The 24,003-nt window shown below is 59.6% G+C and carries 27 protein-coding genes; 15 read left to right on the forward strand and 12 right to left on the reverse strand.

The genetic code is table 11. The features are described 5' to 3' along the window. The first annotated feature begins 11 nt into the window (after positions 1-11). The 4 genes from CKW20_RS12595 to cysG are packed head-to-tail and all read left to right on the forward strand — an operon-like array spanning position 12 to position 4,399. A complete protein-coding gene (locus CKW20_RS12595; RefSeq protein WP_095053179.1) occupies positions 12-1,334 on the forward strand; it encodes a replication-associated recombination protein A in 1,323 nt (440 codons plus the stop codon). Next, entirely contained in the window at positions 1,334-1,708 is a 375-nt protein-coding gene (gene crcB, locus CKW20_RS12600; protein WP_030130939.1) for a fluoride efflux transporter CrcB, read from the forward strand. The genes CKW20_RS12595 and crcB overlap by 1 nt, the downstream gene beginning before the upstream one ends. A 15-nt stretch (positions 1,709-1,723) precedes the next feature. After that, entirely contained in the window at positions 1,724-3,004 is a 1,281-nt protein-coding gene (gene serS / locus CKW20_RS12605) for a serine--tRNA ligase (protein ID WP_050682726.1), read from the forward strand. Continuing rightward, complete coding sequence (gene cysG / locus CKW20_RS12610) at positions 3,005-4,399, forward strand: siroheme synthase CysG (protein WP_095053180.1); 1,395 nt, start codon at positions 3,005-3,007, stop codon at positions 4,397-4,399. A 43-nt stretch (positions 4,400-4,442) separates the two neighbouring features. Here cysG and CKW20_RS12615 read toward each other — a convergent pair whose 3' ends face one another. From CKW20_RS12615 to CKW20_RS12655, 9 genes are all read right to left on the reverse strand, one after another. Then, a complete protein-coding gene (locus tag CKW20_RS12615) occupies positions 4,443-5,447 on the reverse strand; it encodes a glutathione S-transferase family protein (protein WP_095053181.1) in 1,005 nt (334 codons plus the stop codon). Positions 5,448-5,537: 90 nt separating this feature from the next. Continuing rightward, positions 5,538-6,539: a glycosyl transferase family protein gene (locus tag CKW20_RS12620; protein ID WP_095053182.1), complete on the reverse strand. Its 1,002-nt coding sequence runs from the start codon at positions 6,537-6,539 to the stop codon at positions 5,538-5,540. Further along, on the reverse strand, positions 6,536-6,871 hold the full coding sequence (locus tag CKW20_RS12625; protein ID WP_095053183.1) for a TusE/DsrC/DsvC family sulfur relay protein: 336 nt from the start codon (positions 6,869-6,871) through the stop codon (positions 6,536-6,538). The genes CKW20_RS12620 and CKW20_RS12625 overlap by 4 nt, the downstream gene beginning before the upstream one ends. Beyond that, positions 6,868-7,161 carry a sulfurtransferase complex subunit TusB gene (gene tusB, locus CKW20_RS12630; protein WP_095053184.1) on the reverse strand — a complete coding sequence of 98 codons (294 nt, stop codon included), beginning with the start codon at positions 7,159-7,161 and terminating at the stop codon, positions 6,868-6,870. Before tusB ends, CKW20_RS12625 begins: the two co-directional genes overlap by 4 nt. Next, positions 7,161-7,523: a sulfurtransferase complex subunit TusC gene (gene tusC / locus CKW20_RS12635; protein WP_038982573.1), complete on the reverse strand. Its 363-nt coding sequence runs from the start codon at positions 7,521-7,523 to the stop codon at positions 7,161-7,163. Before tusC ends, tusB begins: the two co-directional genes overlap by 1 nt. A gap of 1 nt (position 7,524) precedes the next feature. Continuing rightward, entirely contained in the window at positions 7,525-7,917 is a 393-nt protein-coding gene (tusD, locus tag CKW20_RS12640) for a sulfurtransferase complex subunit TusD (protein WP_064621317.1), read from the reverse strand. Positions 7,918-8,024: 107 nt separating this feature from the next. Continuing rightward, positions 8,025-8,729 carry a YoaK family protein gene (locus CKW20_RS12645; RefSeq protein WP_095053185.1) on the reverse strand — a complete coding sequence of 235 codons (705 nt, stop codon included), beginning with the start codon at positions 8,727-8,729 and terminating at the stop codon, positions 8,025-8,027. A 28-nt stretch (positions 8,730-8,757) separates the two neighbouring features. Further along, on the reverse strand, positions 8,758-9,087 hold the full coding sequence (locus tag CKW20_RS12650) for a DUF6388 family protein (protein ID WP_095053186.1): 330 nt from the start codon (positions 9,085-9,087) through the stop codon (positions 8,758-8,760). Between the two features lie 2 nt (positions 9,088-9,089). Further along, on the reverse strand, positions 9,090-9,344 hold the full coding sequence (locus CKW20_RS12655; RefSeq protein WP_095053187.1) for a hypothetical protein: 255 nt from the start codon (positions 9,342-9,344) through the stop codon (positions 9,090-9,092). A gap of 162 nt (positions 9,345-9,506) precedes the next feature. On the opposite strand from CKW20_RS12655, the gene CKW20_RS12665 reads away from it, so the two are divergent. Further along, positions 9,507-9,857, forward strand: coding sequence for a hypothetical protein (locus tag CKW20_RS12665; RefSeq protein ID WP_095053188.1), 351 nt, complete (start codon positions 9,507-9,509; stop codon positions 9,855-9,857). 54 nt (positions 9,858-9,911) lie between these two features. Here the strand turns inward: CKW20_RS12665 and CKW20_RS12670 are convergent, their stop codons facing one another. Next, positions 9,912-10,343 carry a GNAT family N-acetyltransferase gene (locus CKW20_RS12670; RefSeq protein WP_095053189.1) on the reverse strand — a complete coding sequence of 144 codons (432 nt, stop codon included), beginning with the start codon at positions 10,341-10,343 and terminating at the stop codon, positions 9,912-9,914. 156 nt (positions 10,344-10,499) lie between these two features. On the opposite strand from CKW20_RS12670, the gene CKW20_RS12675 reads away from it, so the two are divergent. The 3 genes from CKW20_RS12675 to CKW20_RS12685 all read left to right on the forward strand — a co-directional run bounded on the left by CKW20_RS12675 (position 10,500) and on the right by CKW20_RS12685 (position 12,591). Beyond that, positions 10,500-11,093, forward strand: a complete 594-nt coding sequence (locus CKW20_RS12675) for an NUDIX domain-containing protein (RefSeq protein WP_095053190.1) — start codon at positions 10,500-10,502, stop codon at positions 11,091-11,093. 134 nt (positions 11,094-11,227) lie between these two features. Further along, a complete protein-coding gene (locus CKW20_RS12680) occupies positions 11,228-11,767 on the forward strand; it encodes a kinase inhibitor (protein ID WP_095053191.1) in 540 nt (179 codons plus the stop codon). A 5-nt stretch (positions 11,768-11,772) separates the two neighbouring features. Continuing rightward, positions 11,773-12,591: a helix-turn-helix transcriptional regulator gene (locus tag CKW20_RS12685; protein WP_095053192.1), complete on the forward strand. Its 819-nt coding sequence runs from the start codon at positions 11,773-11,775 to the stop codon at positions 12,589-12,591. A gap of 18 nt (positions 12,592-12,609) precedes the next feature. On the opposite strand, the gene CKW20_RS12690 is transcribed toward CKW20_RS12685, so the two are convergent. Then, on the reverse strand, positions 12,610-13,128 hold the full coding sequence (locus CKW20_RS12690) for a methylated-DNA--[protein]-cysteine S-methyltransferase (RefSeq protein ID WP_095053321.1): 519 nt from the start codon (positions 13,126-13,128) through the stop codon (positions 12,610-12,612). Between the two features lie 152 nt (positions 13,129-13,280). Between CKW20_RS12690 and ggt the strand changes: the two genes are divergently transcribed. The 3 genes from ggt to CKW20_RS12705 all read left to right on the forward strand — a co-directional run bounded on the left by ggt (position 13,281) and on the right by CKW20_RS12705 (position 16,813). Next, the gene (gene ggt, locus CKW20_RS12695; RefSeq protein ID WP_095053193.1) at positions 13,281-15,008 is read left to right on the forward strand and encodes a gamma-glutamyltransferase; all 1,728 of its coding nucleotides are present in this window, start codon (positions 13,281-13,283) and stop codon (positions 15,006-15,008) included. A 136-nt stretch (positions 15,009-15,144) separates the two neighbouring features. Next, a complete protein-coding gene (locus CKW20_RS12700; RefSeq protein WP_095053194.1) occupies positions 15,145-15,675 on the forward strand; it encodes a cysteine hydrolase family protein in 531 nt (176 codons plus the stop codon). Positions 15,676-15,790: 115 nt separating this feature from the next. Beyond that, the gene (locus tag CKW20_RS12705) at positions 15,791-16,813 is read left to right on the forward strand and encodes a helix-turn-helix transcriptional regulator (RefSeq protein WP_095053195.1); all 1,023 of its coding nucleotides are present in this window, start codon (positions 15,791-15,793) and stop codon (positions 16,811-16,813) included. 97 nt (positions 16,814-16,910) lie between these two features. On the opposite strand, the gene CKW20_RS12710 is transcribed toward CKW20_RS12705, so the two are convergent. Continuing rightward, positions 16,911-17,267, reverse strand: a complete 357-nt coding sequence (locus tag CKW20_RS12710; protein ID WP_095053196.1) for a DUF6124 family protein — start codon at positions 17,265-17,267, stop codon at positions 16,911-16,913. A gap of 580 nt (positions 17,268-17,847) precedes the next feature. Between CKW20_RS12710 and CKW20_RS12715 the strand changes: the two genes are divergently transcribed. The 4 genes from CKW20_RS12715 (at position 17,848) to CKW20_RS12730 (ending at position 23,963) form a co-directional block, all read left to right on the forward strand. Further along, entirely contained in the window at positions 17,848-19,716 is a 1,869-nt protein-coding gene (locus tag CKW20_RS12715; RefSeq protein WP_095053197.1) for an amidohydrolase, read from the forward strand. An 18-nt stretch (positions 19,717-19,734) separates the two neighbouring features. Next, positions 19,735-21,477, forward strand: a complete 1,743-nt coding sequence (locus tag CKW20_RS12720) for an amidohydrolase (protein WP_095053198.1) — start codon at positions 19,735-19,737, stop codon at positions 21,475-21,477. A gap of 111 nt (positions 21,478-21,588) precedes the next feature. After that, complete coding sequence (locus tag CKW20_RS12725) at positions 21,589-22,329, forward strand: TorF family putative porin (RefSeq protein ID WP_095053199.1); 741 nt, start codon at positions 21,589-21,591, stop codon at positions 22,327-22,329. 221 nt (positions 22,330-22,550) lie between these two features. After that, positions 22,551-23,963, forward strand: coding sequence for a cytosine permease (locus tag CKW20_RS12730; protein WP_095053200.1), 1,413 nt, complete (start codon positions 22,551-22,553; stop codon positions 23,961-23,963). Positions 23,964-24,003: the final 40 nt, after the last annotated feature.

The following is a 24,003-nucleotide window of genomic DNA, read 5'->3' on the forward strand; positions in this document are numbered from 1 at the left end:
CATAAGTAGTGATGGACCTGTTTCGCAGCGCCCCGATTGCTCAACCTTTGGCCGCACGCCTGCGCGCGACCAATCTGGACGAGTATGTCGGTCAGGAACACCTGCTCGCTCGCGGCAAGCCTTTGCGCGAAGCGCTGGAACAGGGCGCCCTGCATTCGATGATTTTCTGGGGACCGCCGGGGGTGGGTAAAACCACGTTGGCGCGACTGCTCGCGGAAGTCTCGGATGCGCACTTCGAAACGGTTTCGGCGGTGCTGGCCGGCGTAAAGGAAATCCGTCAGGCGGTGGAAGTCGCCAAGCAGCAGGCGGGGCAGTACGGCAAACGCACCATTCTGTTCGTCGACGAAGTGCACCGCTTCAACAAGTCCCAGCAGGATGCATTCCTGCCATACGTTGAAGACGGCACGCTGATTTTCATCGGCGCGACCACGGAAAACCCCTCATTCGAACTCAATAACGCGCTGCTGTCCCGGGCTCGCGTCTATGTGCTCAAAAGCCTCGACGAAGCGGCCCTGCGCAAGCTGGTGCGTCGCGCGCTGACCGAAGAGCGTGGGTTGGGCAAGCGGCAACTGACCCTCAGCGATGAAGGTTTCCAGATGCTGTTGTCCGCCGCCGATGGCGATGGCCGGCGTCTGCTCAATCTGCTGGAAAACGCCTCGGACCTGGCCGAAGACAACAACGAAATCGGCGTCGATCTGCTGCAAAGTCTGCTCGGTGATACCCGTCGACGCTTTGACAAGGGCGGCGAAGCCTTCTACGACCAGATCTCCGCGCTGCATAAGTCGGTGCGCGGTTCCAATCCCGATGGCGCGCTGTATTGGTTCGCGCGGATGATCGACGGCGGTTGCGACCCGCTGTACCTGGCCCGGCGCGTGGTGCGCATGGCCAGCGAAGACATCGGCAACGCCGACCCTCGCGCCCTGAGCCTGTGCCTGGCGGCGTGGGAAGTGCAGGAGCGCCTCGGCAGTCCCGAAGGTGAGTTGGCGGTGGCCCAAGCCATTACCTATCTGGCCTGCGCGCCGAAAAGCAATGCGGTGTACATGGGTTTCAAAGCTGCGATACGCAGCGCCGCCGAACACGGTTCGCTCGAAGTGCCGCTGCACTTGCGTAACGCGCCGACCAAGTTGATGAAGCAATTGGGTTATGGCGATGAATACCGTTATGCCCACGATGAACCGGATGCCTATGCTGCGGGCGAAGACTATTTCCCGGACGAGCTAGAACCCCAACGGTTTTATCAACCCGTGCCCCGCGGCCTGGAGCTGAAGATCGGCGAAAAGCTTAACCACCTCGCGCAGCTTGATCGTCTAAGCCCACGGCAGCGGAGAAAATAGTGATTCCATTGATCGTTGCCGTTTCTGTCGGCGGTGTCGCCGGTACGCTATTGCGCTTCGCCACCGGTAACTGGATCAACGCGAATTGGCCGCGGCACTTCTATACCGCGACGCTGGCCGTTAATATCGTGGGCTGTTTGCTGATCGGCGTTCTATACGGTCTGTTTTTGATTCGCCCGGAGGTACCGTTTGCGGTGCGCGCCGGGTTGATGGTCGGCTTCCTCGGGGGGCTGACGACTTTTTCATCCTTTTCACTGGATACGGTGCGCCTGCTGGAAACCGGGCAAGTGCCGCTGGCCCTGGGCTATGCGGCCATCAGCGTATTCGGCGGGCTGCTCGCCACTTGGGCCGGCCTGTCCTTGACCAAACTTTGATAACGAGAAACCGACATGCTCGATTCCAAACTGTTACGTAGCAACCTTCAGGACGTAGCGGACCGCCTGGCATCCCGTGGCTACACGCTGGATGTTGCGCGCATCGAAGCGCTGGAAGAACAGCGCAAGACCGTCCAGACCCGCACCGAGGCACTGCAGGCTGAACGTAACGCGCGCTCCAAATCCATCGGTCAGGCCAAGCAGCGCGGCGAAGACATCGCGCCGTTGATGGCGGACGTCGAGCGCATGGCGGGTGAGTTGAGCGCCGGTAAAGTCGAGCTGGACGCGATTCAGACCGAGCTGGATTCGATCCTGCTGGGCATCCCGAACCTGCCGCACGAATCGGTGCCGGTTGGCGATGACGAAGAAGGCAACGTGGAAGTGCGCCGCTGGGGCACGCCTAAAGCCTTCGATTTCCCGGTTCAGGACCACGTGGCTCTGGGCGAGAAGTTCGGCTGGCTGGACTTCGAAACCGCCGCCAAGCTGTCCGGCGCCCGTTTCGCCCTGCTGCGCGGCCCGATCGCTCGTTTGCACCGTGCGCTGGCGCAGTTCATGATCAACCTGCACATCAACGAACACGGTTACGAAGAGGCTTACACCCCGTACCTGGTGCAGGCGCCTGCGTTGCAGGGCACCGGTCAGCTGCCGAAGTTCGAAGAAGACCTGTTCAAGATCAGCCGCGAAGGCGAAGCCGATCTGTACCTCATCCCGACCGCTGAAGTGTCGCTGACCAACATCGTCGCTGGCGAAATCGTCGACTCGAAACTGCTGCCGATCAAGTTCGTGGCGCACACGCCGTGCTTCCGCAGCGAGGCCGGTGCATCGGGTCGCGACACTCGCGGCATGATTCGTCAGCACCAGTTCGACAAGGTTGAGATGGTCCAGATCGTTGAGCCATCGACCTCGATGGAAGCGCTGGAAGGCCTGACTGCCAACGCCGAGAAAGTCCTGCAACTGCTGGAACTGCCGTACCGCACCCTGGCGTTGTGCACCGGCGACATGGGCTTCAGCGCGGTCAAGACCTACGATCTGGAAGTGTGGATTCCGAGCCAGGACAAATACCGCGAGATTTCGTCGTGCTCCAACTGCGGCGATTTCCAGGCCCGCCGCATGCAAGCGCGTTTCCGCAACCCGGAAACCGGCAAGCCTGAGCTGGTCCACACCCTGAACGGTTCCGGCCTGGCGGTTGGTCGCACCCTGGTGGCGGTACTTGAGAACTACCAGCAGGCCGACGGCTCGATCCGTGTGCCAGAGGTGCTCAAACCGTACATGGGTGGCCTTGAGGTCATCGGCTAAATGGACTATCTGCCGCTGTTTCATAACCTTCGCGGCAGTCGTGTATTGGTCGTCGGCGGCGGGGAGATTGCCTTGCGCAAATCCCGCCTGCTGGCCGAAGCCGGTGCGCTGCTGCGGGTGGTCGCGCCTGAAATCGAACCGCAACTGCGCGAGCTAGTGGTCGGCAGCGGTGGCGAGTGCCTGTTGCGTGGCTACGCCGAAACGGACCTGGACGGTTGCGGGCTGATCATCGCCGCCACCGACGACGAACCGCTGAACGCCCAAGTCTCCGCCGATGCTCATCGGCGTTGCGTGCCGGTCAACGTGGTGGACGCGCCGGCCCTGTGCAGCGTGATCTTCCCGGCGATCGTCGACCGTTCCCCATTGATCATTGCGGTGTCCAGCGGCGGCGATGCGCCAGTTCTGGCGCGGTTGATCCGCGCCAAACTGGAAACCTGGATTCCTTCCACCTACGGTCAACTGGCCGGCCTGGCGGCGCGTTTCCGCCATCAGGTCAAAGGCCTGTTTCCGGATGTACAGCAACGCCGGGCGTTCTGGGAGGATGTATTCCAGGGCCCGATTGCCGACCGGCAACTGGCCGGGCAGGGCGCCGAGGCCGAGCGCTTGATGCTGGCGAAAATCGCTGGTGAAGCACCTGCCGCTACCGGTGAGGTTTATCTGGTGGGCGCCGGGCCGGGTGACCCCGACCTGTTGACCTTCCGCGCCTTGCGTCTGATGCAGCAGGCCGATGTGGTGCTGTATGACCGTCTGGTGGCGCCGGCGATTCTGGATTTGTGCCGTCGCGATGCCGAGCGAGTCTACGTCGGCAAGCGCCGCGCCGATCACGCCGTGCCTCAGGAGCAGATCAACCAGCATCTGGTGGATCTGGCCAAGGCCGGCAAGCGCGTGGTGCGGTTGAAGGGCGGCGATCCGTTTATCTTCGGGCGCGGCGGTGAAGAGATCGAAGAACTGGCAGCCCATGGCATTCCGTTCCAGGTCGTTCCGGGCATTACTGCAGCCAGTGGCTGCGCAGCGTATGCCGGGATTCCGCTGACCCACCGCGATTACGCGCAGTCGGTGCGATTTGTCACCGGGCACCTCAAGGACGGTTCCACCGATCTGCCCTGGGCCGACCTGGTCGCGCCGGCGCAAACCCTGGTGTTTTACATGGGGCTGGTGGGCTTGCCGATCATCTGCGAGCAGTTGATCAAACACGGGCGCGCGGCCGATACCCCGGCGGCGTTGATCCAGCAGGGCACCACGGTCAATCAGCGAGTGTTTACCGGCACCCTGGCTGACCTTCCACGGCTGGTGGCGGAGCATGAAGTGCATGCGCCGACGCTGGTGATCGTCGGGGAAGTGGTGCAACTGCGCGAGAAATTGGCGTGGTTTGAAGGGGCTCAGGCGCAAGTCTGATTTTTGTGTTTGATCGTTCCCACGCGGAGCGTGGGAACGATCATCAGACCTCAGCTTTGCGCCAAACCCCTTTCCCATTCAACCGCGCCCGATCATGAGTCGCAGTGAAATCCTGCGCCGGCCCTTTAGGTACGATCCCGGTCGGATTGATGGTCTTGTGGCTGCTGTAGTAGTGATTCTTGATGTGCTCAAAACTCACCGTCTCGGCTATCCCCGGCCACTGATAAATCTCCCGTAGCCAGTTCGACAGATTCGGATAATCGGCAATCCGCCGCAGATTGCATTTGAAGTGCCCGAAGTACACCGCATCGAAGCGAATCATCGTAGTGAACAGCCGTATATCCGCTTCCGTCAGGTACTCACCCGTCAGGTAACGATTCGCGCCCAGCAATTGCTCCAGCCGATCCAGCTCACCAAACAGTTCATCGAATGCTTCTTCATAAGCCTGCTGCGACGTAGCAAACCCGGCGCGATAGACGCCGTTGTTTACCGCTGGATAAATCCGCTCGTTCAGCGCATCGATCTCGGCCCGCAATGGAGCCGGGTATAAATCCAGATCATTGCCGGTCAGCTCATCAAAAGCGCCGTTGAACATGCGGATGATCTCCGCCGATTCATTGTTGACGATGCGATTTGTCTGTTTGTCCCAGAGCACCGGCACAGTGACGCGGCCGGTGTAGTCGGCGGTATCGGTGGTGTAGCGCTGGTGCAGAAAATTGAAGTGATCGAGTTTGTCGCCGGTCGAGCCCAGGTTTTTATCAAAGGTCCAGCCATTTTCCAGCATCAACCAACTGACCACCGACACATCGACCAGGCTTTCCAGGCCTTTGAGCTTACGCAGGATCAGCGTGCGATGAGCCCACGGGCAGGCGAGGGATACGTAGAGGTGATAGCGACCGGCGTCGGCGGCAAAACCACCGACGCCGGTCGGGCCTGGCTTGCCGTCGGCGGTCAGCCAGTTGCGACGCTGCGCCTGTTCACGCTGGAACGTGCCGTCCTTGCTTTCATACCACTGATCTTGCCAGCGGCCTTCGACTAACAAACCCATGTTCAGAACTCCTCAACCGATAAGCGTTGGAGAGGAGTCTATGCGCATAGGTTCGAACAAAAAGCGCAAAGGTTGGGGGTTTATGATCGGTTAAATCGATCGGTCTCTTGCATCCCAATATTGCTGGGCGGTTTCGAACGCTTGCTCGCGGGTCTGGCCGAGGCCGCGCAACGCCAGGGCCATGGTCGAGATCAGTGCCATTTGCGGATAGCTGTCGACCACGTCGCCACGCCATACAGCTTTCAGGTGTTCCGGATCGAGGCTGGCCGGTTTGACGTGGCGCTGGGTCGACAGCTGTGGCCATTCTTCATCCCAGCTTTCGCCGCCGGTGGTGCCGTACAGGTGACTGTCGGCGTCCGGGTTGATCTCGATTTCGCCGCCATCGCCCTTGATGACGATGGCGGTATCACCCAGCAAACCGCTGGCATCGCGATGCACGGCCTGATAACCGGGGTGGAAAATGCTTTGCAAGCCACAGCGAGCGCCCAACGGGTTGAGAATCCGCGCCAGGGAATGGATCGGCGAGCGCAGGCCCAAGGTGTTGCGCAGGTCGATCATTCGCTGAAGTTGCGGAGCCCAGTCCACCAATGGCATGAACGCCAGACCGCCCTGGTCGAGCGCAGTGCCGACCTGCTGCCAGTTGCGGCACAGTGGAATATTCAGCGTATCGAGCAGTTGTTCGCTGTACAGCCGGCCCGCCGTGTGCGCGCCGCCGCCATGCATGAAGATGCGCACACCGTTCTGCCCCAGGCACTTGGCCGCCAGCAGATACCACGGCAGGTGACGCTTCTTGCCGGCATACGTCGGCCAGTCCAGATCGACCGCCAGCGCCGGTGGATTCAGGCGCTCACGCAAGGCTTCGGTGAACCCCGCCATTTCCTCGGCGCTTTCTTCCTTGTGCCGCAACAGCATCAGGAAGGCGCCGAGCTGGGTGTCCTCGACCTTGTCGTCGAACACCATGCCCATGGCCTCGCGGGCTTCCTCTCGGGTCAGGTCGCGGGCGCCGCGTTTGCCTTTACCAAGGATCCGCACGAACTGGGCGAACGGGTGCTCGGCGGGCGTTTCGAGGGTCAATGCTGGATAGTCGGTCATAAGCAATTCGTCGGTTTGGGCAGGCCCGCCAGTTTCGCGGCGAGTTTGGCAGGGGTGCCTTTGAACAGTCGGTTCAGGTGCAGGCTGTTGCCCTTGTCGGGGCCGAGTTTCAATGCGGTGTACTTGATCAGCGGGCGAGTCGCCGGGGACAGCTGGAATTCGTCGTAGAAACGGCGCAGCAGTTCGAGGATCTCCCAGTGTTCCGGGCTCAACTCGATGTCTTCGGCAGCGGCGAGGGCGGCGGCCACCTCGGCAGACCAGTCACTCAGTTCGACCAGGAAACCGTCCTTGTCCAGTTCAATGGCGCGTGCGCCGACCGTCAGGGATTTCATAGCCAGCTGTTGACCTTGTCGTAATGAATCGACAGCTCGACGAAGGCCGGATAATCAATGGCCTTGGCCCAGTCCGGGACTTCCAGAGCCCGTGCTTGAGCATCTTCGGCCAGCACGAACAGTTTCAGGTTGCGAGCCTGCAGCGTACCGAACGGTGCGGTGCCTGGTTGCAAGGCATAAGCCGCATCGCCACTCAGCAGCAACGCATCGTTGGCGCCGATCACGCGCAGGCAACTGCTCAGGCGATCGTCGCCGAAAGGGGAATGAGACAACACATGCAAAGTCGACATCAGAGGGTGATCACCTGGTCGTAACGGTCAATGAGGGCGGTGATTTCCTGGGCGGCCAACACCTGGGCTTCTTCAAGCGACAGACCTTTTGGGTCCAGACCACGGGCCGCGGCGCTTTCAGCACACACGAACAGGTCTTCGACACCAAACATCGGCAAGGCTTGCAGGTTGGCGCTCAGGTCTTTCTGTTGCAGCGCTTTGGCGTCCTGTTTTGCGGCGAGCTGGAACACGCCGTCATCGAGAAACAGCAGGCCGATCGGCAGATCGAAGGCTCCGCCGGCCAGCACGATGTCCAGCGCTTCCCGTGCATTCGGCCCGGACCACGGTGCCTGACGGCTGATAATCAGCAAAGATTTAGCCATTTCACGCGCCTCCGAAACAGATCAAACGGTCAGCGTCTTGCACCGCGTCATGCAACTGGCCGAGGCCGGACAATTCCCACGGCGCACCCACCGCTACCGCTTCACGCTGATAGCGCTGGGCTTCTTCCTCGTTCAACACCCCACGGCGCAGGGCGGCGGCGATGCAGACCACGCCATCGAGTTGATGCTCGCTGACAAAATTGCGCCATTGTTTGGGCAAATCCTGTTCATCCTGAGGCGTGACCACGCTGCCGGACGCGTTGTAGACGCCATCCTGATAGAAAAACAGCCGGACAATCTCATGCCCGCCGGCCAGCGCGGCCTGGGCGAACAGCAAGGCACGGCGCGAGGAGGGCGCATGGGCGGCGGAAAACAGCGCAATGGCAAACTTCATGACGGACTCGATCAGCAAAACTGCGGCCATGATAAAGCTTTATCGCCGGGGCGGCGAAGGGCGTTTACTCGTAGACCGCGATGAGACACGACTAGTCAATACAAGATTCAGCGCGGCATATAACCCAACTGCCAACGCCGTGGAATCTTCAACGACAGCACCCCCAGCACCCCCGCCAGCAGCCCGCTGACAAACAGGGCCTTGAGCCCAAGATGATGTTCCAACAAAGCCCCAATCACCGCGCCGGCAAACATCCCGGCCCACGGGATCAATTGCACTCGCCAGCCATTGCGCCGCTCGCCAAGCATCCACCGCCCCAGCCCACGGCCAAACCGCGACAACGCGCCAGTGACGTAAGTCAGCCCGACCGGCAGACCATTCACTTCTTCCACGGCGGCATTGAGCATGCCCATGGCGATGATCGCCGCCAGCAGCGCCGGCAATTGCGTTTCGTAGGGCCAGGCCGCAGCGCCGCAGAGCAGGGTGGCGATGCACAGCAGCAACGGCAACGCCCGACGGCCACCGAAACGGCTGACGACAATGCCCAAGGCGTTGCCGGCGACGAACGTGGCCACGAGGATTACCAGGCGCAGGGTCAGCCCGAGGTCGCCATCGCTGATCGCCACGGCCAGCCGGGTGGTGTTACCGCTCATGAAGGACACGAAGTCGCCGCTGGCCATGAAGCCGATGGCATCGGTCATGCCGGCGAGCACCGACAAACTGGCGACCATCGACAGACCGATGCGTCCGCGCCATTTATGGGTATGCAAATGGCCCGGTGTGGCCCGGGTACTTGAGGGCAAAGGCAGCATCGACGAAAGCTTCCTTGAGCAGCGATGATTATTTGGTTAACCCATATAACTCGCAATACTCCAGCCAGTCCATGCCGGCCATCTCCGCGACTTCCTTGTGCACCTCCAGGCGGTGGGCCTGGTAATCCTCTGGTGTGGCGGCAGTCAGTTGCAGCGTCAGCTCCCAGGCAAACAAACCCAGGCGCTCCGCCTCGGCTTCGAACGCTTCATGCAAGCGCTCGTCGCGGTACTGCGCCACTGTAACGCCCTTGGCTTGGGCCAACAGTGGATTCAGGTTGTCCAGTTCGATGCGCAGTTCAGGACGCTCATCGAGAAACTTTTTCAGCGCCTGCTCGTGTTGCTGTTCGGTTGCCGCCATGGTCACTCCTTAGAAGACTGCTTTTTGCTCGCCTTGGCGGCTGCGGCCAGACACTCCAGAGCAAATTGCTCGGGGTAGGTCATCTGGATCGGCGTGGTTTCGCCTTTGACGGTTCTTTCGCCATCGAGAATGTAGCGAATCCGCTTGTCGGTAACGCCAATTCGCTTGGCGATCCAGGAAGGCGTCTGACCGATCTGGCTGATCAGTTTGTCGGCATAGTCAGTGGAAGGTTTGTAGAACTCGGCGTTGGGTGTCATAGCCTTTCCAGAAAAATGAGCCCGAAAAAATGGGCGATGCGACGTTAATGGCGCGACAGGGTGCGCGAATCGTTGCGCGGTGTCGCGGTATAAATGAAGTAAAGCAGAACGATACGCCGCGCCGCGGTGATACAGTCCGCTTTTTCTTGATGAGCGAACGCAATGCGAATTCTGATGGTGGCGCTGGCCGCAACCTTGCTGGCGGGCTGCGCCGGATCGGCGATGAATGACGCCCGCACCAAAACCCCGTACAAAACCCTGACCTCGGACAAACCGGAAAAAGTCGTCGCCCAGTGCGTGCAATTTGCCTGGCAGGACGAAGCGGTGTTCGGCGTCGATGCGGGTGCTTATTTGCAGCCGGGCAAGAAGGGTGGCTCCACGGTCTACACCCGTTCGGCCGAGTCCTTCGTGGACGTGACCACCGATGCCTCGGGTACCGCGTTGAACTATTACGCCCAGCACGACGATTTTGTCGCCAAGCGCCGATTGGCGGCGTTGGCGACCTGTCTTTAAAGAGGTTAATGGGCTGACGCAGTACCCCTGTAGGAGCGAGCTTGCTCCTACAGGTCAAGCGTCGTTCATCAACCGCTTCTGAAAAAAGAAGCGCTTATGGCCCGGCGGGTAATCGGCGATGTGCCCCAACTCGCTGTAGCCGTGTTTCTTGTAAAACTCCGGAGCCTGGAAGTCGAAGGTGTCCAGCCAGATCCCCACGCATTCCTTTTCCCGCGCCAGGTCTTCGGCCATCTGCATCAGCTTCGAGCCCATCCCTTGTCCCCGGGCCTGCTCCGGCACCGACAACAACTCGATGAAAAACCACTGGTAAAACACTCGGCCGTAAAGCCCGCCGAGAATCTCGTCGTTGTCATTGCGTACCAGCAAAGCAATCTGCTCTGACACCGTGGTTCCAACCTTTGAAGCGTTGTAGGCACGCAGCGGTGTGAGGATCGCCTCGCGTTCTTCCTGAGTGGCATTTTTCGACAATTCGACTCGCAGGGTCATGAGCTACATCCTTATGGCAATGAACGCAGAGCCTATCCCGGTCGCAGCGATTGTTCTATCCCCCGGAATTTGAGAAATCCGTCGATCGTGGTTTCGGGGCTTTTCTTTTTTCGCCTAACATTGACGCTTTCTGACGAACATAAGGATGGGATTGTCATGTCGAACACAGCCGAGCGGGTCAACATCATCGAGTCCCAGGTGCTGTCCCACGACTGGTATCTGCTGAAGAAAATCACTTTCAATTATTTGCGCAACAACGGCGACTGGCAGCGTCAGACTCGCGAGGTCTATGACCGCGGCAATGGCGCGGCGATTTTGCTGTTCAATCGCGAGAAGAAAACCGTTGTGCTGACCCGCCAGTTCAGGCTGCCGGTGTTCGTCAACGGCCACGATGGTTTGCTGATTGAAGTGGCCGCCGGGCTGCTGGAAGGCGCTGCGCCTGAAGAGCGCATTCGCGCTGAGGCCGAAGAGGAAACCGGCTATCGCGTCCATCATGTGCAGAAGGTTTTCGAAGCCTACATGAGCCCCGGTTCGGTGACTGAGAAGCTGCATTTTTTTGTGGCCGAGTACGACGCCTCTTCGAAAGTCAGTGATGGCGGCGGGCTGGAGGAAGAAACCGAAGAACTGGAAGTGCTGGAATGGAAGTTCGACGACGCGCTGGCGGCGTTTTATCGCGGGGAGATCTGCGATGCCAAGACCATCATGCTGCTGCAGTATGCGGCGATGAAGGATGTCTTCGGCGCGGTTTGAGCCGGTGCGGTTTTACAAGTGCAGTTCATCTGATTCGAGAGAGCGTTCAGGCACAATGGTCGAGCATTTCGGCACAATAACCAGCCTTTGCTCTCTCTAAACTCGTGCCTCACCAACACTCAGATGAGGTCACGATGAACATCAGAATAATCCTCTGCGCATTGTCCATGGGAGTCGCCCTCACGGGCCACGCTGCCGACTTCTCGCTGACGAGCCAGGACATTGGGGAAAACCGCCCGCTGACCAGTCGCGAAGTGTTCCAGGGCTTTGGTTGCGAAGGGGGTAATACTTCTCCCGAACTTTCCTGGCGCAACGCCCCGGCGGGCACCAAAAGTTACGCGATCACGGTCTACGATCCTGATGCGCCGACCGGCAGCGGCTGGTGGCATTGGACGGTGGTCAACTTACCCGCTTCAACCAGCAGTTTGCCAAGAGGGGTCGGTTCGAACCTGCCTGCTGGCGCAGTACAGGGGCGAACCGATTATGGACAGCCTGGATTTGGCGGGGCTTGCCCCCCTGTAGGGGATAAACCGCATCGCTATCAATTCACCGTATGGGCGTTGAAAGTCGATAAGCTACCCCTCGACAACCAGGCCAGCGGAGCCTTGGTGGGCTATATGCTCAATGCCAACGCCTTGGCCAAAGCGACCATTACTTCAACTTACGGACGTTAAGAACGATGCGCCCTTGTTTCGGCATACAGCACCGGGAAAATATTATCGATGCTTGTGTCATACGGGCGCGACAGCCCCATACATTGCAACGGGTGCCGATATTCGCTACGACCTTGTGTCGAGTGCGGCAGGGGGAAAAACTGCTGCAATGGGATGACCGGCAGATGCGTGCAGGGCCGCAACATCTGATTCTGATGCCGGCCGGGCGCGAGCTTGGCATCTCAAACTTCCCTGGCCTTCACGGTCACTACATCGCCGATGTGGTGACCTTTCCCGGTTCGACACTGCGTAGTTTCAGCAGCCGATATGGCCAGCAGATCATGAGCCATCGCCGTGCCCTGAAGACAGATCTATGTGTCCCTCTGGACAGGCATACAACACAGGCATGGGATCAGTTATTGGCCTCGATCAATGCGAATGCTCCAGATGCATTACGCACCCACTATGGGGAAGCGGTTCTTCTGAGCCTGTGTCTTGGTGGTCAGGCCGGACCGCTGCTGATGGATCGCAACGATCCCCTGCGCGAACGGGTGCAGCAGCTTGTAATGAGCAGCCCGGAGAGAGACTGGACTGTTGCGGACGTCGCACAACACCTGAACCTTGGCGAGTCGACTTTGCGTCGCCAACTGGCCAATGAAGGGGACAGTTTCAGGAATATTCTGGAAAGTGTTCGACTGGCAACGGCGTTGCAATGGCTGCAAACCACGTCTCGTCCCATCGGTGAAATTGCCGGTGCCAGCGGTTACGCCTCGGCTTCACGTTTTGCAGTGCGCTTTCGCTCACACTATGGCTTGTCGCCACGGGAATTACGGGCGGCGATTTAGGCAGTTTGTGTGAGTCCGTTAGATAAACAAATCATCCATCCTGCCAGCCCCGTGGCACTCGTACCCTTCCAGTGTCAGTAGCCGTTCCTTAGCCTCAAGCCCACCGGCAAACCCCGTCAGTTTCCCTGACGCACCGATCACCCGATGACACGGCGCGACAATTGAAATCGGATTCTTGCCATTAGCCGCACCCACCGCCCGAACCGCACTGGGATTGCCGATTTGCCGGGCAATCTCGCTGTAGCTGCGAGTCTCGCCAAACGGAATCGTAAGTAGCGCCTGCCACACCTTCTGCTGAAATTCCGTCCCGGAAAAATCCAGTTCCAACTCGAAACGGTTACGCGTGCCGGCGAAGTATTCCTGCAACTGCTGTGCGGTGCGCACCAGGATCGGGTTGTCCGCTGATTCAGTCATCGGCCCAAGCCTTACCCGACCCGGTTTGTCGTTTTCCCAGAGGATGGCCGCCAGTCGCGCACCTTTCGCGACCAGTTTCAATTCGCCGACCGGAGACGCCAGGGTAGTGAAGGTGTAGGACATGCCGGCGGACTCCGTAAAAGTGCTGAACAGGGGACTCAGCATACTGCCTCGTCGGGGAGGCGCAATACGCAATCCCAGCCATACTTGCCTACTGCTCTTGAACCGTTCCCTCTGTTTTTGAACAGAACCTAAAAACAAAAAGAGACTGACTCATGAAGTTCGAACCTTTTACCAAATCGCTCGTGGCAACCGCATTGGCGCTGAGTTGCCTGACCGCCCATGCGGCCTCCGTCGCCCCGGTCGCGGCCGAAAACGGCATGGTCGTCACCGCCCAGCATCTGGCCAGCCACGTCGGCGTCGATGTGCTCAAGAATGGCGGCAACGCCGTCGATGCCGCCGTTGCGGTGGGTTATGCGCTGGCGGTGGTGTACCCCGCGGCGGGCAACCTGGGTGGCGGCGGTTTCATGACGATTCAATTGGCGGACGGGCGCAAGACCTTCCTCGACTTCCGTGAAAAAGCCCCGCTGGCCGCGACCCCCGACATGTACCTCGACAAAGCGGGCAACGTCATCCCGGACCTGAGCACCCGCGGTCATCTTGCCGTTGGCGTGCCGGGCACCGTTTCGGGCATGGAACTGGCCCTGAAAAAATACGGTACCAAACCCCGCAAGGAAGTGATCGCCCCGGCGATCAAGCTTGCCGAAGACGGTTTTGTGCTGGAGCAGGGCGATGTCGACTTGCTGGAGTACGCCACCGACGTCTTCAAGAAAGACATGCGCGACTCGGGCTCGATCTTCCTGAGCAATGGCGAGCCGATGCAGGTCGGCCAGAAACTCGTACAAAAAGACTTGAGCAAAACCCTGCGGGAAATTTCCGAAAAGGGCGCCGACGGTTTCTATAAAGGCTGGGTGGCCGACGCCATCGTCACCTCCAGTCAGGCCAACAAGGGCATCATCACCCAGGCCGACCTCGACAAATACCAGACCCGCGAACTGGCGCCGATCGAGTGCGATTACCGTGGCTATCATGTGGTCTCGGCGCCACCGCCAAGCTCCGGTGGCGTGGTGATCTGCGAGATCATGAACATCCTCGACGGCTACCCGATGAAAGACCTGGGCTTCCGCTCGGCTCAGGCGATGCACTACCAGATTGAAGCGATGCGCCACGCGTATGTGGACCGCAACAGCTACCTCGGCGACCCGGACTTCGTGAAAAATCCGATCACCCATCTGCTGGATAAAAACTACGCGACCAAAATTCGCGAAGTCATCGACCCGCAGAAGGCCGGCGTATCCCGCGAGATTAAACCCGGCGTAGCGCCCCACGAAGGCAGCAACACCACCCATTACTCGATCGTCGACAAATGGGGCAACGCGGTGTCGGTGACCTACACCCTCAACGATTGGTTCGGCGCCGGCGTCATGGCGAGCAAAACCGGGGTCATCCTCAACGATGAAATGGACGACTTCACCTCGAAAATCGGCGTGCCGAACATGTACGGTCTGGTGCAGGGCGAAGCCAACGCCATCGCCCCCGGCAAAGCGCCGCTGTCGTCCATGAGCCCGACCATCGTCACCAAGGACGGCAAGGTCGTCATGGTTGTCGGCACCCCCGGTGGCAGCCGCATCATCACCGCAACCCTGCTGACCATCCTCAACGTGATCGACTACGGCATGAACATCCAGGAAGCGGTGGATGCGCCGCGTTTCCACCAGCAATGGCTGCCGGAAGAAACCAACCTGGAGAACTTCGCCACCAGCCCGGACACCAAGAAGATGCTCGAAAGCTGGGGGCATAAATTTGCCGGGCCGCAGGACCCGAACCATATCGCAGCTATTCTGGTAGGTGCGCCTTCACTGGAAGGCAAGCCAGTGGGCAAGAACCGCTTCTATGGAGCGAACGATCCACGGCGTAATACCGGGTTGTCACTCGGTTACTAAAGCAGGCGATCAGCGGCCACCTGAACTCCCCGGGTGGCCCCGATCTCCGATCCTCGAACGCAGCCTCGACAGCTGCTACAGACCAGAAAGGGAGTTGTAATCCATCGTTTTACCGACCTATCTAAGGAAGGAAGCCATGAGCACCGCACTCCTGATCATTGATGTCCAACGCGCGCTGTGCATCGGCGAGTATGAATGCTTCGACATCAAGCGCGTCATCGACACCATCAACGATCTCAGCACCAAAGCCCGGGCCGCCGACATCCCGGTCATCCTGATCCAACACGAAGAAGGCGACCTGCTGCAATACGGCGGCGAAGGCTGGCAACTGGCCGACGGTCTGAAGACCTCCCCCCAAGACCTGCACGTGTACAAAACCACCCCGGATTCGTTCTACCAGACCGACTTGCATGAACAGCTGCAAGAGCTGGAAGCCGACCGTCTGATCATCTGCGGTCTGCAAACCGACTACTGCATCAACGCCACCGTCCGCCAGGCGCATCAATTGGGTTACGACGTCGTGCTGGTGGCCGACGCCCATTCCACCATCGACAACGGCATGATGAGCGCCGAAGACATCATCGCCGAACACAACAAGGATCTGGCGCACTTGACCGGCTCCGTGGCGCGGATCGATGTGATGCCGGCCAGCGAAATCAAAGTCTGAAAACACCGCCAGTCCCGTGGCGGGCGAGCTTGCGCGCCTGGGGCTGGACGCAATCGCTGCGCCTATGGCATGGTCCAAAAAAATAATACGCCATGCAGCGAACGGGATCAGAGCGATGGAGGAGGGTGATGAGGTCGGCGCCAAGACGTCGATGGCAACGCTGCAAGCATTCAATCGTTGCGTGTTGCACCTGGGGCGTCTTGCCCGGGATCGCGGTGCATCGCAGTTCATTGCGGACGGCCTGCAGGCATTTAGCCAACTGGTGCCCTTCGCTTCGGCCTGGTGGGGCGAGATGTCTGCGTCAGGCGTCGATGTTTCGCCCAGAAACTGGATGCACGGGCGAATCAATCTGCCCGAGTCGTTTGCCGCCGAGTGGCATACCTGTGCGCGCAACGACAAATTCTCCCATGACACCATGAGTCGACCCGGTGAGGTCTTGCGCGACAGCGGCTTCACCGACCCCAATGAAGAAGTGAACGTTTTCGCTCGGCGCCACGACCTTTACTACCTGATGTGCATCACCTTCGAGTTACCCGAAAGCGGTTTGATGTTCTTCGTCTGTCTCTACCGAGGCATTGAGGCTTCGGCTTTCAACGACAGCGAGGCCGATCTGTTTTCGGCCTTCTGCGACCATCTGTTGCAGCTATGGCGATTCCAGGTGCAGGACATGATCCGTTTCGACACAGGCAACGGGGCGTCGGACTTTGGTGTCGCGCGCATGGATGGCAGCTTGCTGTACGTGGGGGCAACGCTGTGTGCAGCCATTGAACGTGAGTTACCCGGCTGGAACGGTTCAATGCTTCCCGCGCAGGTGATCGCACAACTGCAAAAGGCACCCTGCGTGATGCGTCTGGGCCGCTGCGCCCTGACACTGACCCCCAACGCCGAGCACGTCATCCTGTCGCTCGAAGCCCAGTCGCGCGGGGCGATGCTTGCGCCACGCGAGCGAACGGCAGCCATGCTGTTCGCCGCCGGCCATTCCTACAAGGAAATCGCCAAAATCCTTGAGTTGAGTCCTGCGACAGTCCGCACCTATCTGCGCAACTGCTACTTGCAACTGGGTGTGAAGAGCAAGGTGGAACTGGGTTCGGTTCTGCGTTCAGCGACCTCGGCCTCGGAGACGACACGTCCTTTGTAGGAGCGAGGCTTGCCCGCGAAGAACGATAACGCGGTGTGCCAGACCTGACGCCTTCGCGGGCAAGCCTCGCTCCTACAGGGGAATGGAGCTCACGTTTCTAAGGGGTATCGATTTTATCCAGCACGCGGTTCGCCGTGATCTCCGCCACCATTATGCTGTTTGAAATGCCCAGCAGGGCGTAACGCGATTCACCCTCCAGATGATCCACCAACTGATGGACCATCACATCGACCGAGGCCAGCGTCTCGACCAAAAAAACCGCCAGGGTTTCGGCTGTGGCCTCTGGGGCCACGACAAACAGCTTGCTGGGGTTACGCGCGGTGGCTTTGATATCGGCATTCGACGGGAAGTGGAAGTTGAGGGCGCGTTCGGCGGCCTCGTTGAGTTTTTTTGAATCGGGTTCGTAAGGGGACACTGAATCGGTGTCCGGCGGGTTCGGTGAAGGCTTTATCATATGCTGAGTTACCTAATGGTGTGCCGACCCTCCTGCTGCTAACGAAGAGGGTGGCAGCTGTACGCAGGTTAGCAGACCGGGGAACTCAGCAATCCGGCGCGCCCGAGGGCGCCCTACGTACAGCCACCATCAAGTTACAGGCAATGAAAATACCTGCATGACAGATGCACGCACAGCCGAGTTATCGCGGGCTGCTAAACCCGATCACTGATGAGCAGTGACACGAATCAAGTTACCGAGTGACCCCAAGGCGCACAAGCCGGCGGATTCTGGTGCAGCCGTAGGCAACGGCGCAAGGTTTTGTAGCTTTCAGGACGTAACGTTGAGGTTTTTTAAACAAGCCTCTTCGGTCAATGTTGACTGTGCCGCCGTCTTCGCGAGCAAGTCGGATCGCCGCACCGCCGCTCCCACAGGTTCCGCCGCTACACCCGATCGGACCCCTGTCATTTAATTACCTCACCCCTCCTCATTTGTAGAGGTCCATCCGACGCCTGCGCCCTATAGGGTATGCCTGCATACCAGAGGCTTGCGGCCGTCTGTTCGGGCCACTTCCAAAACTATAAGAATAGAGGTGAGGCAGTTGAAATTTTCCAGGCTGTTTATCGCCGTTGCGTCGACAACGGCATTTTCCTGCATGGCGCTGGTGGGGTGTCAGACACAAGGTTCGACACCGGCTGACATGGTGATGCGCAACGGCTTTGTCTACACCGTCGATGGCAAGAACTCCGTGCAGCAGGCGATTGCCGTCACGGGCGGGAAGATCGTTTATGTCGGCAGCGATGAAGGGGTTGCCTCGTACATCGGCACGCAGACACAGCTGATCGATCTGGCGGGGCGCATGTTGATGCCCGGCTTCGTCGATGCGCACATGCACCCGGGGGATGGCGGTCGCGCCATGACGTTGTGCGACCTGAAATACCAGACGATGACCCGCAAGGTTTTCCAGGAAACCATTCAGGCGTGTCTGGATGCCGACAAGAGCAAGGGCCCGGATGTCTGGCTTGAAGTGGGTAGCTGGGACCGCATGGGTATGACCGGGCTCGACGGCGATCCCGACAAGTCGACGCTGGATGCGCTCAAGACCAATCGCCCGATTCAGGTCCGTTCTACCGACTTCCATACCGTGCTGACAAACTCTCGCGGCCTGGCGGTTGCCGGCATCAACAAGCACACGGCCAATCCGGGGGATGGCAAGTACGTGCGCGACAGCGCCGGCAACCCGACCGGTATCTGCGAAGACGGTGCCGCCGATGCCATGGCCGCCGTGGTGCCGCCAGCCAGCGACGCAGAAAAACTCAACCAGACCCGCGCGGCGCTCGATGCCATGCGCCAGCAAGGCATCACCAGTTTTTTCGATGCCTTGTCGGGACCTGAAAATGGCAAAGCGTTTACCACCCTGCAACAGTCGGGCGAGCTGACCGCACGGGCCTTGCTGGCGATCAAACTCGACCCTGCCGCGGCCGCTGCAGCCCCGGCGAAAACCATTGCCGAGGCCAAGGCACTGGCCAACACCTACGACCAGGGCGAAGCCAAAGTCGCGCCGGGCGTGAGCATGCGCCACGTCAAATTGTTCATGGACGGCATCATCAACGCTCCAGCGGATACCGGGGCAATGTTGGCGCCGTACCTGCGCAATGCCGGCACCGATGCCGCGCCCAAATGGACGCCTGGCAAGAATGCCGGTGAGCTGTACTACCCGCCGCAAGTGCTCAATCCGCTGCTGTTGCAAGCGGTGCAGGCCGGCCTCGATCCGCACCTTCACGCCACCGGGGACCGAGCGGTGCGTGACTCGTTGAACGGTATCGAATACGTGCGTCAGCAACTGCCGGGCAATAGCTTTCGTCCGGCCATTACTCACGCCGAATCGGTGGACCCCGCCGACTATGCACGTTTCAAGGCGCTCGATGTGACCGCCAACATGTCGTTCCAGTGGGCCCAGCAGGCACCGTCCACGGTTGATGGCACCAGCGATCATCTCGGGCCGGCGCGTTTTGCCCGCATGGAGCCATCCGGCAGCATCAGCCGCGCTGGCGGTCGGGTTGCTTATGGCAGCGACTGGCCTGTCGACCCGCTCGATGAATTCCTGGCGTTGAAGATCGGTGTCACCCGCTCGGGCGATCCGCTGAACCCGCACAGCTATGGCCCCAAGTATGCGGGCAGGTTGAATGCCGACCCGGCGCTGTCGCGCACTGACGTGCTGCGCACCATCACCATGAACGCCGCCGAGCAGCTGAAACTGGACGCTGTCGTCGGTTCGGTCGAAGTGGGCAAGTTCGCCGACTTGATTGTGTTGGACAAGAACTTCATGCAGGTGCCAGAGGATGAGCTGGGCCGAAACGACGTGTTGCTGACAGTGGTCGGCGGCAAGGTCGTGTGGGCCAAGACGCCGTTCGTTGGACTTGATCCGAAGGCGTTGTCACAAGCTTCCACATCCCGAACCACCCAATAAAAACAAGAGAGTGTTCCGATGCAATTATTCATTCCCAACCTGTTGGCCGCAGCCCTGGCCCTTTCCTCGGTGCAGGCCATGGCCGCCGCTGATCTTGTGCTGTTCAACGGCAAGGTTTTTACCGCCGAACCCGGTCAAGCACTGGTTCAGGCAGTGGCGGTGCAAGACGGCAAGATTCTTAAAGTGGGCAGCGATGCCGAGATCAACGCCCTGGCCGACGCCCAGACGCAACGAATCGATCTGGCGGGCAAAGTATTGATGCCTGGAATGATTGATACCCATAGTCACCCGGTCGTTGCGGCCTTCAACAGCCAAGGGGCCAACCTGCTGGATGAAGTAAAGCCGTTGCCGGAACTCGAGCAATGGGTGATCGAGCAGGATGAAGCGGGGCGTGCACGGGCCGGTGATGTGATCAGCATTGCCGGGGTGAGTTCGGCCTATTGGGAGAAAAGCCGCGAGCTCGGTCAGCGCTTCAATCAGGGACGCTGGGCGGACCAACCGGTGGTCCTCAGCGGGATTGACGGGCATACCGGCTGGGCCAACAACGCGATGCTCAAGCGTCTGAAGATCGACGCAGCATTGGTAAAAGGCCTGTCGGAACAGGACCGCAGCTTCGTGGGGCACGCAGCGGACTTCACCCCCAATGGTTTGTTCGCCGAGTCGCGCTGGGATACGGTACGCAGTCAGATCCCCGCGCCCGGCAACGAGGTCATGCTGAAGGCCGCCCGCGAGGCGGTGAAGGTCAATAATCAATATGGCGTTACCGCCTGGATGGACGCGGCAGCGAATGCCGGAAGTGGTGATTCGCTGTTCGATTTCCAGGCCACCGAACAGAGTTACGGTGTTCTACCGCTTTACCGCGAACTGGCAGAGAAGGGCGAGCTCAATGCCCACGTCGCGGCTCTGCTGCTGGCCAATCCAAAAAGTCGGCCAGCCGATCTGGAAGTGCTGGCCAAGGTGATGAAGAAATTCGAGGGCGTGCCCAACCTGAGCTTCCCTGGCATCAAGGTCTTCGCTGACGGCGTTCTGGAGTTTCCGGGGCAGACGGCAGCGGTGATTGTTCCGTTCACCAACAGTCACAAAAATGGTCAGTTGCTGATCGACCCGGCACACTTTGGTGAGTTGGTAGTCGCGGCGGAGAAGCGAGACTGGATTGTGCACACGCATGCGGTCGGCGACCGTGCCGTACGTGAGTCACTCAATGGCATTGCATACGCGCGCAAACTCAATCCGACGCCGATGGCCCACAGCATTACCCACCTGCAACTGGTCAATCCAAAGGAATTTCCGCGCTTCAAGCAACTGGGCGTGATCGCTTCCATGCAGCTGCTGTGGGCTACCGGCGAGTCTTACACGGTGGAGTTGGTCAAGCCGTATATCAGCGCGTTCGCTTACGGTTATCAGTATCCCGCCAGGTCTCTGCATAACGCCGGTGCGCTCATCGCCGGTGGCAGTGACTGGCCGGTGTCCAGCCCCAATCCGTGGAATGCCATCGCTCAGGCCAGCACTCGTAAAGGGCCGCTGGGTGTGTTGAATGCCAATGAAAGCATTGATCGCCAGACCATGTTCTACGCCTACACCCTCAATGCCGCCAAAGTCCTGCGGCTGGATCAACAGATTGGCTCGTTGGCGCCCGGCAAACAGGCCGATCTGATCATCCTCGACCGCGATGTGTTCAAGGTCAGCGACGACGAACTGTTCGACACCAAGGTCCTGAAGACTTTCTTCGCTGGCAAGCAGGTTTACGCGCCCGCGTCCTGACGACCACTCGCCGGCAGCACCGAAAAAAATGCTCCTGCTCCTCGCATTGCGAGGGGCTGGGCAACGCCATGCCCGAAATCACCCGCTGATCCATAAAAATAAGAGACTTGTATGAACGTACGCTCAGCATTGACCCTTGCCAGCCTTGTATTGGCTCCCCTGACCAGCCAGGCACTGACACTTAACGACAACTTCAGCCTGGACATGACCTTGGGCGTTGTCAGCGACTACCGCACCCGTGGCATTTCGCAAACCCTGGGGGATCCGGCAGTTCAGGCCGGCGCCACGCTGGTGCACAGCAGCGGCTTGTACATTGGCGCCTGGACCTCGAATGTCGATTTCGGCGGCCCCTACAAAACCCGGCAGGAACTCGAGTACTACGCGGGCTACTACTGGCAGGCGACCGAAGCAATCAGTCTCGATCTGGGGTACCTCAAGTACGACTATCCAAAGGAAGGCCAATTCAACATGAGTGAGGTCTACGCCATCCTTGACGTTTATGGCGTGAAGCTCGGCGCCAACTACTCAAACGATACGCCGAACTTCTTTGGCGAGGACCAGGACACCCTTTACACCTACCTCAGCTACAAAATCGAATTGCCGGCCGAGATCGGCCTGGACCTGCGCGTGGGTCGCAACGATGTCAAAGACCCGGCTTTCTGGTCCGCCAACGGTGAAAGCCGTGATGCCTACACCGAGTGGGAAGCCAAATTGACCCGTGATTTCGTGGGCGTGACCTGGGGACTTAGTTACGTCGATACCGACCTGTCGAAAAGCGAATGCGCGAGCTGGTACGGCTATGACGATCTATGCACTGCCACCGTGGTGGCCAGTGCCAGCAAGGCCTTCTAAGCGTTAAAAGTCCTGTCAGTCAGTTAACAGAAGTCCAGGGGCAGCGATCAATTGTGGCGAGGGAGCTTGCTCCCGTTGGGCTGCGAAGCGGCCCCAAAATTCTGACAACAATGCGATTTTGCGACTGCTGCGCAGTCGAGCGCGAGCAAGCTCGCTCGCCACAAAACAGTATTCGACTTGAAACCCCTTGCCCGTCTGCCCCCTCAGAAGAGAACACCGTAATGACCAAGGTCAGCGATAGTCAGCAGCGAAGTCCCCTGATCGAGACACGTTCAATCGATTACATTCCCGAGGCCGAGCGTCATGGCAGCCTCTATAGCCAGTTCACCCTGTGGCTCGGCGCCAACCTGCAGATCACCGCGATCGTCACCGGCGCTCTGGCCGTGGTGCTGGGCGGCGATGTGTTCTGGTCACTGATTGGTTTGCTGATCGGCCAGTTGCTCGGCGGCGCAGTAGTTGCCCTGCACGCTGCTCAAGGACCGAAGCTTGGGCTGCCGCAGATGATCTCCAGTCGCGTGCAGTTCGGCGTCTATGGGGCGGCGATCCCGATTGTGCTGGTGTGCCTGATGTACCTCGGTTTCAGCGCCACCGGCGCGGTATTGTCGGGGCAAGCCATTGCCCAGCTGATCGATGTCAGCGACAGCGCCGGCATCCTGATTTTCGCCGCCTGCATCGCGTTTCTGACGATCTTCGGTTATCGGGTCATCCACTTGGTCGGTCGGGTGGCCAGCGTGCTGGGCATCATTGCTTTCGTGTATCTGTTTACCCGGTTGATGACGCTCAACGACATCGGTCTGTTGCTGCAAAATCGCCATTTCGGCTGGAGCACTTTCCTGCTGGCGGTATCCCTTTCCGCATCCTGGCAGATCGCGTTTGGCCCTTATGTGGCCGACTACTCACGCTACCTGCCGAGCAAGACCTCGTCCTGGAAGACGTTCACCGCCGTAGGCCTGGGAACGGTGCTGGGCGCTCAAGCGTCCATGGTGCTGGGGGTATTCGCCGCTGCGTTGGCGGGCACGGGTTTTCGCGGGCATGAAGTCGCCACCATCGTTGGGTTGGGCAGTACCGGGGTGATCGCTTCCTTGCTGTACTTGAGCGTGGTGTTCGGCAAGGTCACGGTGTCGACCCTCAACGCTTATGGCAGCTTCATGTGCGTGGCCACCATTATCAGCGGCTTCCGTCGAGGCTTCGAGATATCCGCCGGCAAACGCATGCTGTTTGTGCTGGCGATTGTCGGCGCGTCCACCGCGCTTGCACTGCTGGGGCAGCACTCGTTTCTCACGACGTTCAAATACTTCATTCTGTTTTTGTTGACCTTCTTCACGCCGTGGAGCGCGATCAACCTGGTGGATTATTACTTCATCAACAAAGAGCGTTATGACATTCCCGCGTTGTCCGACCCGGCGGGGCGTTATGGGCGCTGGAATGTGTTGGGGATCAGCGTGTATGTCTTCGGTGTGCTGGTTCAGCTGCCTTTTGTCGACACTCACTTCTATTCCGGACCGATGGTCGCGCAGCTTGGCGGTGTCGATATTTCCTGGATCGTCGGGCTGGTGGTGCCGGGCATTCTCTACTACTGGGTGGCCAGGACAACCGGGCTTGCGGTGTCGGTCGAAGGTAACGCGAAGGCTTGAAGGCCACGTCGATCAAGGGCTGCAGTGTGGGCGCGGCGAT

This window comes from Pseudomonas sp. Irchel s3b2 (assembly GCF_900187445.1).
GTDB lineage: Bacteria > Pseudomonadota > Gammaproteobacteria > Pseudomonadales > Pseudomonadaceae > Aquipseudomonas.

Coding starts and splice junctions, on each gene's coding strand:
- CKW20_RS12595 (WP_095053179.1), top strand. CDS start 12: ATGGACCTGTTTCGCAGCGCCCCGATTGCTCAACCTTTGGCCGCACGC.
- serS (WP_050682726.1), top strand. CDS start 1,724: ATGCTCGATTCCAAACTGTTACGTAGCAACCTTCAGGACGTAGCGGAC.
- cysG (WP_095053180.1), top strand. CDS start 3,005: ATGGACTATCTGCCGCTGTTTCATAACCTTCGCGGCAGTCGTGTATTG.
- CKW20_RS12615 (WP_095053181.1), bottom strand. CDS start 5,447: ATGGGTTTGTTAGTCGAAGGCCGCTGGCAAGATCAGTGGTATGAAAGC.
- CKW20_RS12620 (WP_095053182.1), bottom strand. CDS start 6,539: ATGACCGACTATCCAGCATTGACCCTCGAAACGCCCGCCGAGCACCCG.
- CKW20_RS12625 (WP_095053183.1), bottom strand. CDS start 6,871: ATGAAATCCCTGACGGTCGGCGCACGCGCCATTGAACTGGACAAGGAC.
- tusB (WP_095053184.1), bottom strand. CDS start 7,161: ATGTCGACTTTGCATGTGTTGTCTCATTCCCCTTTCGGCGACGATCGC.
- tusC (WP_038982573.1), bottom strand. CDS start 7,523: ATGGCTAAATCTTTGCTGATTATCAGCCGTCAGGCACCGTGGTCCGGG.
- tusD (WP_064621317.1), bottom strand. CDS start 7,917: ATGAAGTTTGCCATTGCGCTGTTTTCCGCCGCCCATGCGCCCTCCTCG.
- CKW20_RS12645 (WP_095053185.1), bottom strand. CDS start 8,729: ATGCTGCCTTTGCCCTCAAGTACCCGGGCCACACCGGGCCATTTGCAT.
- CKW20_RS12650 (WP_095053186.1), bottom strand. CDS start 9,087: ATGGCGGCAACCGAACAGCAACACGAGCAGGCGCTGAAAAAGTTTCTC.
- CKW20_RS12655 (WP_095053187.1), bottom strand. CDS start 9,344: ATGACACCCAACGCCGAGTTCTACAAACCTTCCACTGACTATGCCGAC.
- CKW20_RS12665 (WP_095053188.1), top strand. CDS start 9,507: ATGCGAATTCTGATGGTGGCGCTGGCCGCAACCTTGCTGGCGGGCTGC.
- CKW20_RS12670 (WP_095053189.1), bottom strand. CDS start 10,343: ATGACCCTGCGAGTCGAATTGTCGAAAAATGCCACTCAGGAAGAACGC.
- CKW20_RS12675 (WP_095053190.1), top strand. CDS start 10,500: ATGTCGAACACAGCCGAGCGGGTCAACATCATCGAGTCCCAGGTGCTG.
- CKW20_RS12680 (WP_095053191.1), top strand. CDS start 11,228: ATGAACATCAGAATAATCCTCTGCGCATTGTCCATGGGAGTCGCCCTC.
- CKW20_RS12685 (WP_095053192.1), top strand. CDS start 11,773: ATGCGCCCTTGTTTCGGCATACAGCACCGGGAAAATATTATCGATGCT.
- CKW20_RS12690 (WP_095053321.1), bottom strand. CDS start 13,128: ATGTCCTACACCTTCACTACCCTGGCGTCTCCGGTCGGCGAATTGAAA.
- ggt (WP_095053193.1), top strand. CDS start 13,281: ATGAAGTTCGAACCTTTTACCAAATCGCTCGTGGCAACCGCATTGGCG.
- CKW20_RS12700 (WP_095053194.1), top strand. CDS start 15,145: ATGAGCACCGCACTCCTGATCATTGATGTCCAACGCGCGCTGTGCATC.
- CKW20_RS12705 (WP_095053195.1), top strand. CDS start 15,791: ATGGAGGAGGGTGATGAGGTCGGCGCCAAGACGTCGATGGCAACGCTG.
- CKW20_RS12710 (WP_095053196.1), bottom strand. CDS start 17,267: ATGATAAAGCCTTCACCGAACCCGCCGGACACCGATTCAGTGTCCCCT.
- CKW20_RS12720 (WP_095053198.1), top strand. CDS start 19,735: ATGCAATTATTCATTCCCAACCTGTTGGCCGCAGCCCTGGCCCTTTCC.
- CKW20_RS12725 (WP_095053199.1), top strand. CDS start 21,589: ATGAACGTACGCTCAGCATTGACCCTTGCCAGCCTTGTATTGGCTCCC.
- CKW20_RS12730 (WP_095053200.1), top strand. CDS start 22,551: ATGACCAAGGTCAGCGATAGTCAGCAGCGAAGTCCCCTGATCGAGACA.